The 9,449-nt window shown below is 62.0% G+C and carries 10 protein-coding genes; 3 read left to right on the forward strand and 7 right to left on the reverse strand.

Going from position 1 to position 9,449, the window contains the following annotated elements; translation table 11 throughout:
- Positions 1 to 130 precede the first annotated feature (130 nt).
- Both ACFIMZ_RS02320 and ACFIMZ_RS02325 read right to left on the reverse strand, forming a co-directional pair.
- Positions 131 to 709, reverse strand: coding sequence for a hypothetical protein (locus ACFIMZ_RS02320; RefSeq protein ID WP_431821214.1), 579 nt, complete (start codon positions 707 to 709; stop codon positions 131 to 133).
- Between the two features lie 315 nt (positions 710 to 1,024).
- Positions 1,025 to 2,896, reverse strand: a complete 1,872-nt coding sequence (locus ACFIMZ_RS02325) for a cell wall anchor protein (RefSeq protein ID WP_431821215.1) — start codon at positions 2,894 to 2,896, stop codon at positions 1,025 to 1,027.
- Between ACFIMZ_RS02325 and ACFIMZ_RS02330 the strand changes: the two genes are divergently transcribed.
- Positions 2,886 to 3,209, forward strand: coding sequence for a hypothetical protein (locus ACFIMZ_RS02330; RefSeq protein ID WP_431821216.1), 324 nt, complete (start codon positions 2,886 to 2,888; stop codon positions 3,207 to 3,209). The genes ACFIMZ_RS02325 and ACFIMZ_RS02330 overlap by 11 nt on opposite strands.
- A 103-nt stretch (positions 3,210 to 3,312) precedes the next feature.
- On the opposite strand, the gene ACFIMZ_RS02335 is transcribed toward ACFIMZ_RS02330, so the two are convergent.
- Positions 3,313 to 3,549, reverse strand: a complete 237-nt coding sequence (locus ACFIMZ_RS02335; RefSeq protein WP_431821217.1) for a hypothetical protein — start codon at positions 3,547 to 3,549, stop codon at positions 3,313 to 3,315.
- Between ACFIMZ_RS02335 and ACFIMZ_RS02340 the strand changes: the two genes are divergently transcribed.
- Positions 3,539 to 4,126, forward strand: a complete 588-nt coding sequence (locus ACFIMZ_RS02340; protein WP_431821218.1) for a hypothetical protein — start codon at positions 3,539 to 3,541, stop codon at positions 4,124 to 4,126. The two genes, ACFIMZ_RS02335 and ACFIMZ_RS02340, sit on opposite strands and share 11 nt — an antisense overlap.
- A gap of 34 nt (positions 4,127 to 4,160) precedes the next feature.
- On the opposite strand, the gene ACFIMZ_RS02345 is transcribed toward ACFIMZ_RS02340, so the two are convergent.
- The 4 genes from ACFIMZ_RS02345 to ACFIMZ_RS02360 all read right to left on the reverse strand — a co-directional run bounded on the left by ACFIMZ_RS02345 (position 4,161) and on the right by ACFIMZ_RS02360 (position 8,467).
- Positions 4,161 to 5,285 carry a glycosyltransferase family 9 protein gene (locus ACFIMZ_RS02345; RefSeq protein WP_431821219.1) on the reverse strand — a complete coding sequence of 375 codons (1,125 nt, stop codon included), beginning with the start codon at positions 5,283 to 5,285 and terminating at the stop codon, positions 4,161 to 4,163.
- A gap of 5 nt (positions 5,286 to 5,290) precedes the next feature.
- Positions 5,291 to 6,583: an O-antigen ligase family protein gene (locus ACFIMZ_RS02350; RefSeq protein WP_431821220.1), complete on the reverse strand. Its 1,293-nt coding sequence runs from the start codon at positions 6,581 to 6,583 to the stop codon at positions 5,291 to 5,293.
- Between the two features lie 80 nt (positions 6,584 to 6,663).
- Positions 6,664 to 7,527 (reverse strand): beta-1,4-mannosyl-glycoprotein beta-1,4-N-acetylglucosaminyltransferase, encoded by an 864-nt coding sequence (locus ACFIMZ_RS02355; protein ID WP_431821221.1) that lies wholly within the window; start codon positions 7,525 to 7,527, stop codon positions 6,664 to 6,666.
- A 115-nt stretch (positions 7,528 to 7,642) separates the two neighbouring features.
- Positions 7,643 to 8,467, reverse strand: a complete 825-nt coding sequence (locus ACFIMZ_RS02360; protein WP_431821222.1) for a glycosyltransferase family 2 protein — start codon at positions 8,465 to 8,467, stop codon at positions 7,643 to 7,645.
- Between the two features lie 315 nt (positions 8,468 to 8,782).
- Between ACFIMZ_RS02360 and ACFIMZ_RS02365 the strand changes: the two genes are divergently transcribed.
- Positions 8,783 to 9,022, forward strand: a complete 240-nt coding sequence (locus ACFIMZ_RS02365) for an Ivy family c-type lysozyme inhibitor (RefSeq protein ID WP_431821223.1) — start codon at positions 8,783 to 8,785, stop codon at positions 9,020 to 9,022.
- Positions 9,023 to 9,449 lie beyond the last annotated feature (427 nt).

A 9,449-nucleotide genomic window follows, 5' to 3' on the forward strand; every position in this document is an offset into this window, starting at 1 on the left:
CCGCCGAGCCGTACAAGCTTATGGGCGGTGACGGGATGCACTTCCACGAGCATCCGAATGACTCCCGTTACCGGCGCTTGGCGTACCGTATCGCGGGTACGTCATGGCACGGTGAATTCCTGGTCATCGCTCACTGCTTCTTGCAAAAAATTCTAGCGTCGTCTGCGTCGATCCTGATCGGGTATTCACGCTCAATCAGCGCTTTTTCCGCGTCGCTTGGGCTTCCGAGCCATTGCGGCGTGCAGCGATACAGCAGTCGCCCGGCCGTGCGGTGGGACTGTTCGTCAAACAACAGCGCCACATTCGTGACGTTGCATTGATGCTCTTGGCAAATTTGATAGAGCCACTCACGAGACTCGCCTACTTTCCAAAGTGATCCTTCCGTCGCGGGGCCGCTCAGCAAACGCTTTCGAAGCATTTTCACATCCAGGCCGGACAGATTCAGAAAATGATCGAACGCGGCTGACACCGCCCGCCCGGTTGCCGTCCCATATTGGTTCCCGGCCGGATCTACGAGGTTGAAGATCTCGGTTTTATATCCAGAACTCGCCGGCGTGACATTGTTCGGAGCAGGCGCCTGGCTCTGGGCTTTACAACCCAACGCCATGGAGCAAAGCAAAACGACCCACAAGGATTTTGTTCGGGCCCGAATCGAATGAATTCCTGAAAAGCCATTCAAGCGCGCTTCTTTATTGTGGTTTTGCATCATTCCTATGCTCCATCTCCATCGGCAAACCGGTCGAGGTTGACCGTCCCCGGGCACGGCGTGTTTTCAAGTATTTCTCGATCTGCGAGCGTACCCGATAGATCGCATCGCAAGCCATCGTGCACGTGTGATGCTGCCGAGCGGCGTACTTGGGCTTGATGAACGGCGCATCACGCGTCTTCCAACATTTGCGCGACCGGCCGCTATGGCCGATGAAAAAAGAGGGGGCGCCGCGATCCCTCGCAACGCCCCTCCTCAGACATCTTCAAACCGAGTCTCGACCCCGACGCATTCGGGGTTCACGACGCAGCCCCGAGCTCAGTTGTTGTACTGCCAGGTATTGATGTAGTAATCGCCCGCCGCCTGCCAGCCAAGCTGGACCTGAACGGCCGATTCCGCGTGGGCGCCGTTGGCGGTCGAGGTCAGCTGATCGACGTAACCGCTCAGCGTGCTCGAGTACGTCGTGCCGTTGATCGTCGGCGTGATCCAGCGCATCACGTCATACGGCTGCGCCTGATACGCCTCGACGCCGTTCACGAACTGCGCGGCGCCCTGCGAATTGATCGCGATCCACGCATTCGGATAGACCAGGCCGGCAGCCGGCGCCGTCCAGTCGATGCTGGCCGTCGGCATCGTCGTAGACGATGCGGTCGACGTACCCGAGCCGCCGGCCGTCAGCAGGTTCGCGATCACATCGCTGCCCAGCGTCTGCCACGGAACGGTTGCTCCGGCCGACGCATTCATGTTCGGCGCGATGTTGACGACCTTCTGCGGCGTACCGATCTGCTGACCGGCGGCATCGTACAGCGTGATCGTGTACACCCCGTGCTGCCGGATAGTCGATACGTCAACCGGTGCCGAAGCATAGTCCGGCGTGGTCGGCGCGAATGCGCTGGCGCCGCCGGACAGCGACGCCCACGACCACTTGTACTGCGTGCTCATGCCGACGTCCGGCCAGGACGGCACGCTGGTCGACGCCCGCGCGGGCGGCGCCGTGACGGCTTTGAGCGGGAACGTCAGATTCGGTCCGATGCCGGCATTGGGGCTGAGCATGTAGACGCCGCTCGCCGGCAGCCCGGGGCCGCTCACCAGCGCCGACCCGACGGCTTGGCGCGTACCGTTGACAGGCACGTCCACCGGAATCTGGATGTTCAGGCCGGATTCGAAACGGCCGTTGCCGGCGTCCGCTGTGTTGGTGAACTGGACGCGGCCGACGAACGACGCAATGTAGATGTCGAATTGCGCCTGGTTGCCGATGATGTCCCAGGTGCCATTGGGAAGCCGCTGCACGATGTCGCTTGCGAAGTTCGGCGTGCCGTCAGCCTCCGTGATGAGGAAGTACACCAGCGCGGCCGGGTTGCTGATCGCGGGCAGTGTGCCCGCCGGCAGGAACGCCACGGTCTTCACGCCCTGGAGCGTCGTGCCTTTCGTGAACAACGTGTGGCGCGTGCCGAAGCTCGTGAAGCCGTCGTTCTGGTAGCTCGCGTCGATGGCCGACGAACAGGCCGGATTGCTCGTGCCGGGTGAAGCCTGCATCGCGCTCATGCACTGACCGAGTTGCGAGACGAGCGTCGCCAGGTAGTTCGCGGGCTGCGACGGGGCACGCAGCGGCGTCGCGCCGGCCGTGCTCCGATTCAGCGCGATCGCCGTGTCCGGATCGGCCAGGCTCGTGAGCTGCAGCCCCGTGCCTTTGATTGCCGGCCCGACTGCGACCGAATCGATCACGGCGTCCGCGCCGCTCTGGTTGGGCGAGAAGATGCCGCCGACGGGATCGAATGACGCGGCGGACAGGCCGTTCGCGGCCAGGATCGACGCGAGCGCCGTGTCGAGCGTGGCGACCGCCGTCGACACGGAGGACGACGTGACGGCAGTCAGGCCGCCCGATTGCGTCAGCGTGAGCGGATTGCCGCTCGACGTGAGAAGTGCCGCGACTGCGGTTGTCAGCGGGGTGATGTTGGCCGTCACCGGCGCGCCGTTGCTCGTTGCCGTGCTGGCAACCACCGAGTACAGGGTTCCGGACGCGCCCGACGGATCGGTGGCGGTAATCACGAACGGCGCCGTGAGGCCGCTGATCGACACGCTATATGCGCCGTTGCTGCCCGAGGTTGCCGCGGCCGTCTTGCCGGTGGCGTCGATGACCGTGATCGGTGCGCCCGCGAGCGCGTTGCCGATTGCGACCGTGCCGCTCATCGAGCTTGCGGCCGTCGCGCTGGACGAGCTGGATGAGCCAGAGCCTGATCCGCCGCCGCCGCATGCTGCGAGCATCGCGGTCGCGGCAACACACAGCGTGAGCCGTGCGATCCCCGAAGTGCTTCTCTTCTTCATCTTATTGTTCCTGTTGAAGTGGCGGGTTTCGACCGAAACCCGAATGAGCACCTGTCGCGCCGATTTTGGCATCCGGTTATTCGTGACTTGCAGTGCTTGCTCGACAGAAACGTGCGCACTACCGGTGGCGTGCAACATGCTCACTCGGCACTATATCGGCTCCGGAACGTATTGCTGAAGAGTTGGTATTTCAACAAATAGCGTATTTCTCGAATCTAGAACCAAACTTCAGGAATTCTGGTGGGCTGGATTGCAAAATGCTTTATTAAATACCAATCGCGTCAGGTAATTGTCTGGGTGCCGTAATAAATTGATGCGCAAACGGGTTCGGGAAATGTGATTTCACTTTGCAAGTGCGTGATGCGTGACGGCAGCAAAATCATGAATCGCGCTGAGCGGAACCGCAGCAAGTCAGTAAAATGATCGAGGACGGCTATCCGCGATTCGCGCAGGAACAACCGGCCGACGGCGTGAAGCTCGAAACGAGCGCGCCGAAGCCCTTCAACGATGAATTCCACATTGCTTTTGCCCAAAAGAACAAAAATGCAGATCGTTAAGACGTGGTGCGTATCCGTGGTGTTTTCGATGGCAGCGTTGGGTAGCGCGTCTGCCTTTGCGCGTCAGCCTGCGGAGGACTGTCTGACGCAGGCGGAGGTCAAGCAGCTCGACCGCGATTTCTGGGCGACTTTCCCGTCGCCCGAAGGATTCGCGGCGTATGCGGCCCCTAACTTCTCGTTCAGTACCAACGTCGCAGATCTGTCGCAGTCGCTCGCGTATGCGTCTGGGGCCCCGGCGCGTGCGCGGGCCGTTGCTACCTTCCTTGGCCAGCATCCGGACCTGTACGGATCGTTCAAGACGGCGCTCGATTCGACGTATCTGTACTACCCGGGTCGCGATCGCCATCCGGATGCGGTGCGCACGTCCGCGACGTTTCCCGCGAATCGATGCGTGTCCGAATTCAACTTCGCCGGAAACGAGAAAAGCAGCCAATGCGTGTACGGTCAGCGCACCCGTGCATTCCTTCTGTCGTTCATCAAGGATCGCGGGCGTGTCATGCTGCGGACCGGCATGCTCGGAATGGAGGCTTGCGACTGATTGCCGGCTGTCACTTTCCCCGGCCTGACCGGCATCAGGCCGCGTCTGTCAGCAGTTGTCCCGATGTGCTTCCCAACTTGCTCCGAAGTGCCGAGAGAATCTCTGGAACATCGATTTCGCTGACTGCTCCGCGGCTTTGAATTCCGATCGAATTGCAGCTTGGCGTCAACCGGAGATGCATCGGCTCGATATGCGCAAACAGCGTGACGGAGCCTGCATCGGTCGAGTGGGCAACGTGCATCATGCCGCCGTCGCAGCCGACAAACACGGCGCTGCGCGCAACCATCGCGCGCGACTGCAGCAGGCTCAGCTGTCCAACGGACGAGCGTATGTCAAACCGCGCATAGGCGTGCCTGCAAATCGCTTCGGCAGCGTCGGCCCCGTTCGGGGCCCCGAGCAGCACGATGGTCGGCGGTACGTCGATGTCGGTGGCTTCGTCGAGCGCCGACAGCAGTTCGGACCAGCGTTCATAGGTGCGTCGCGGGTCGATGCCTCCGACCGCGATGCACATGTAGCGCGTGTCGGGCACGATGGCGTCGACACTGCGCTCGGTCGACACGTTGCAATGGAGGTATGGCTTCGCGATATTGCGCAGATAAGCGGGCGTCAGGCCGAGCTCGAAAATGTGGTTGATCGCGGCAAAGCTGAATTGAGTCTGGTTGCGGTCCGGGCCGTAGAAATATCCGAACAGGCTCGCGAACGGCAGTCGCTTGAAATGCTCCTTCTTCAGCCGGATCGACGGAAAATTGAACTCGTTCAACAGGATGGCGTCGTAGTCGCGCTTCAGCGCATCGTCGACCTGATCGAAAACGTTCGAGAACACGTCGTCTTCTTCGAACAGCGGACGGAGCTTGGGCAGCGTCAGCAGATCGATGCTCATGCCCGCTCCGCGCAGCAGGCTGCGGCCCGCCATGTCCATCGTCGCGTCGCCGAAATTGCTCTTGCCCGTATATAGCCACAATATCCGCGCATCACGCGGCAAGGTCTGGCGAGCAAGCGGCAGTTGGCCGCCTGCCGCAAGCGACAAGCGTCGATGCAGGAATTTCTTCGCGATCTTCAGTGTCGGCGTGTTGCCGAGATAGCGCGCCGGATCGTGCGGAACCCATTCATACGGAATCCTGGTGGACGCCGCGACACAACGGTCGATCAATCGAAACATGTTTTTCATCGCCCGGCTGAACCCTCTGACTTTCGCCGCTCGGCGAGCACCTGACCCGCGAGACCGGCGATCAGCAGGCCATTGAACGTCGCCGTGTACTTCAGCGTGAACATCTCGAACGCGACGCCCGCGAGCATCAGGCAGATCGTAAGCGCGAGCCCCATGTCGGCTGCAATGCGCGCGCGCGGGCTGTATCGGCGTGCACGCCAGAACGTTGCGATCGGCACCGCGAACAGCGCGACGACCGCGACGGCGCCCGCGATGCCGGAGCGCAGCATGTTGGCGAGCAGTTCGTTATGCGGGCCCGCGGAGATGGTTAGCCGGGCGCTTTGACTCGCGAAAGCGGTGATCCCCGGTTCACCGAGATACGCGCGAAACCCGGTGTCGCCGTAGCCGTGCCAAGGGCTTTGCAGGAACAGCTCCCACGCCATGTGCCACATCGTGAGCCGCAGGCCGCCTGATGTGTCGCGATTCGACCCGTTCAGCCACATGTCGAGTTCGTGGTAGATGCTGACGATCCGCGTCGATGTGTCGTCATGCATGGACAGGACGATCGCGAGCGTGGTGATGCCGAGCGCCGCGAGCGCGACGAAATGCCTGATGCTGATCGACGGACGCTTCAGCCAAAACCACAGCGCCGCGGCGATCGGAATCAACAGGTACGCTGTACGGGTCTGCGAGCCCACCACGAGATACAGGCCGGCGACGACGCCGACGATCGACAATGCGCGCGCGGGCCGCGACTGGCCCGGTTCGATGCCGAACAAGCTGAGCATTCCGAGGATGAATGCATAGACGCCGAACATGTCGGTATCGACGAAGTAGGTCGCGAAACGCCCCCCCCAGGCTGTTGTCGCGCGCGGATCGAGCTTCACCTCGGCGACGAGGATCAGCAGCGCGACGGGCGCGACGACACCGATCAGCCGCGCGAAATCAAGCCGCTTGTAGCGGAAATAGAACAGGACGGCGATCGAGAGCAGGATGCGCGACGGCGCGTCGTAAGCCTTCGCGATCCAGTCGCCGCGCAGCGCTTGCCCGATGAGCACCGAGACGATCGGCAGCGCGAGCGCGATGCACATCCACCCCATTGCCGAATTCGAGCCGCGCTCGCGTGCGTCGCCCCGGATCGAGCCTGCTGCCGCCAGCGTTGGCGCCAGCAGCAGGAGCAGGCTCGCGTTGGTCACGCCACGCAGCGACAGGAGCCCCATGACGCTCGCGGCCGCGATCGCGAGCACATACGCGTCGAGCCAGGGAGCGCCGGGATGTCCGACATAGCGTGCAATACACTTGTTCATCATGATCGGTCGATCGGAGGAGAAACGTTCGTCGCCGGCATGTCAAGGCACTGGCGTGCACGTGTGGGGCGAAGGTGTAGCGCTCAATGCGCGGCCGGCTCGATGAGCCACGTCGCGTACTTGTCGCGAGCGCCGGTAATCTGGGCCGGGAATTGCGGCGCCTCGACGGGCTGCGGCGCGTAGCGCAGCGGTCGGTCAAGCACGTCCTTCCCGGAACGGATCCGGCTCTCGATGAATTGCTGGTCCTGGAATTCCGGCTTCACGAACTTCTGGTCGGCGATGCTCTTCATCTTCACGATCATCATCTCGGGGCTCGTCACCCACGAGAAATGCCAGCCCGCGTCGCGCACGTGCTGCACGCGATACTTGCGGAACCACGAGCGCTTCAGCGAGCGCAGCAGCCCGGACGACTTGTACGAGCGGACCGCGTTGACGTTGTTGAAGAACTGCTTCAGATGACGAAGGGTCGTGATCCGCGTGCCGATCCAGTCCGCGAATCCGTCGTTCTCGAGCAGCCGGTTGTTCAGGAAGTACGCGTAGCAATACTGGTGAAGGTCGGCGCGCAGATAGCGGCTCGGATCGTAGAGACGAATGCACTCGGGGCGCGGAATCTCGTCGAGATCGGACACGATGATCAGGTCATCGGGCCTGGCGTCGTGAAGGCCGTTGATCAGGTAGCTGCGCTGGTAGTTCTCGTTCTTCCAGTAGTCCGGCGGGCCGGGCGGCAGGTGATCGACCTCGAGATAGCGGATCTTGTCCTTGAAGCGCTCGAAGCGCCGGATGTCGAAGTTCAGCGGCTTCGGGTCGCCGACCTGCGTGTAGCGCGATTCGGCGATGACGAAGTAGTCGACGTGATCCCACAGGATCTCCATCCGGAGTTCCAGCAACATGTCTTCGTTGAAGTAGCAGAAGCAGTCGTAAACCTTGGGGGCCGTCGTATTGGACATTCAGCAAACACTCCAGATCACGGATTCGAGCGCGCCGAATCCCGGTACATAGCCGGATGCCGGCATGCGGCGCGGATGTCGCCGCGCCGGAAAGAGTCACGTGCGCAGGCGCACGTCAGAGCCATTCGAAATCGTGCTCCTTGCGGGTGCCGTGCACGGTCATCCCATAGCGTGCGAGCTCCGTGTCGTGCCACGCGCGGTTCTGCCGGACACGCCGCATCTTGTTCAGCTTGCGCGTCAACCAGCTCTGACGGAGCAGCTGGTAGTTCGTGCGGTTGCCGAGGCCGCTTCGCTCGGAGAGTCCGCGCTCGCGCTTCATGGCGGTCTGCGTGATCGAGCCGTAGTGATGAAGCCATGCGCCACCGACGATCGCGGACGGAATCCGTGCCTTGTCCAGCTCGTCGAAGAATAACGTATCTTCATAGCCGAGCAGGCTCGGCGTGGCGCGAAAGTAGCCGGCCTGCATCCAGACGCTGCGGTGCACGAGCAGGCAGACCGCGTGGCGCGCGCCGGGGCGCTGCGCGTCGCGCATCTTGTCGCTCCATGCGGTTGCGAGCGTATCGAAATCGTAGTCGAGCGGGCCTTCGATCATGGCCGGCGACGCGACGAGCAGGCCAAGCCGCTCCGCCGTGCCGATCAGGTTTTCGATCCAGTTCGCGGAGACGAGGACATCGTTGTTCATCACGACCGTCCACTCGGCCTGCTGATGCAGGATCCCCTGGTTCCATGCGGCGCCGCAGCCGAGGTTGTCGCGGTTGTGGACGTAGCCGCCAAGCGGCAGCGTCTGCAGATATTCGCGCGTCGAGTCGGTTGACGCGTTGTCGACAGCAACGACGCGATCAAGCGGTGTCCCGTGCTTGACCATGCTGTCAATACACTGACGGGTATAATCCACCTGGTTGTAGCAGGCGAACGTAATTGAATACTTGTTTTTGTCCATGCGGACGCTTCCCCGTGCGCGGATGAAAATGGTGCAAGGCAGTCGGTTTTTTTGTTGCGGAATTATACACAACCACCCGTGCGGATTCGGCTGGCGCAACGTAGCAAACATCGGCTATTCACTCGCGGCGCAAGGTAAAGACGGCGAGTTTGCTCGAGGAGCGAGCTTCCTGCTCGCGTAAGGATTGAAGGGAATTCCTGGTTGATTGAGAAGGCGTGAAATGAAGATTGAGATTTCATGGATCGCCGCCGCGATGGTGCCGGGTGTCGCGCAGACGGCATGCGCTGACGGCGCGACCGCCGCCGGCCCATGTCGATGAGCGCGTGCAAGCCGCACGACTGCGCTTCGGAGCGCTTGACGGTTCTGTCCGATCCACGGAACAAGACGATGTACGGCGCGCGTTCGGTGGTCGATCCGCAAGACGATACCGGGCGTCCGACCTGGCTGACGGCACGGCGCTTGCAATTCCGACCATGTCATCGTGGGGCGACGTGGCTTGCGCAGGGCGGTTTCGTGCGCGACTGCTTCACCGGTCATGAGCTGCTATTTGCATAGGATGTCGAACTTTGCGGCCGCATGGCGCGCGTGCGACGCAAGTGCCTTGACCCGCACGTCGCGAACAGGAGCCGGATCACCCGGGACGCCCTCCGCGACGTCGGCCGGCCCGGTCCGCCAGGGCGTACGGCCGCGCACCCTGCGCCTGTCTCGAGGATGCGTCGGGAGATTTGATTTCTAGCTCGCTTGCCTTTCTGAAATATATCCTTGATCACCCTTTTAAACTGGTGGGCGGGCTTATGGCCTTGTTTGAGACGGGTGGCAGACTGGATGGAAGCGTCGGCGGAGGCGGTGCAAGTCCGCAGCGCTGGAGTTGAATGCGGTCATGCAAAAGGATGGGGAGAGTGCTTGTCCTCGCTGCCGCAGGATGCCTCATGAAGCAAATTGACGACACTGATCTCGCCGAGGAAATCTGTCCTGTCACGTC

Origin of the sequence: Burkholderia sp. F1, assembly GCF_050813845.1 — a bacterium.
Lineage (GTDB): Bacteria > Pseudomonadota > Gammaproteobacteria > Burkholderiales > Burkholderiaceae > Burkholderia > Burkholderia ubonensis.

Bases quoted from the DNA above. Each gene is read 5' to 3' on its own strand.
- ACFIMZ_RS02320 (WP_431821214.1), bottom strand. From the start codon at position 709: ATGATGCAAAACCACAATAAAGAAGCGCGCTTGAATGGCTTTTCAGGA.
- ACFIMZ_RS02325 (WP_431821215.1), bottom strand. From the start codon at position 2,896: ATGAGCGGCACGGTCGCAATCGGCAACGCGCTCGCGGGCGCACCGATC.
- ACFIMZ_RS02340 (WP_431821218.1), top strand. From the start codon at position 3,539: ATGAATTCCACATTGCTTTTGCCCAAAAGAACAAAAATGCAGATCGTT.
- ACFIMZ_RS02345 (WP_431821219.1), bottom strand. From the start codon at position 5,285: ATGTTTCGATTGATCGACCGTTGTGTCGCGGCGTCCACCAGGATTCCG.
- ACFIMZ_RS02350 (WP_431821220.1), bottom strand. From the start codon at position 6,583: ATGATGAACAAGTGTATTGCACGCTATGTCGGACATCCCGGCGCTCCC.
- ACFIMZ_RS02355 (WP_431821221.1), bottom strand. From the start codon at position 7,527: ATGTCCAATACGACGGCCCCCAAGGTTTACGACTGCTTCTGCTACTTC.
- ACFIMZ_RS02360 (WP_431821222.1), bottom strand. From the start codon at position 8,467: ATGGACAAAAACAAGTATTCAATTACGTTCGCCTGCTACAACCAGGTG.
- ACFIMZ_RS02365 (WP_431821223.1), top strand. From the start codon at position 8,783: ATGAGCGCGTGCAAGCCGCACGACTGCGCTTCGGAGCGCTTGACGGTT.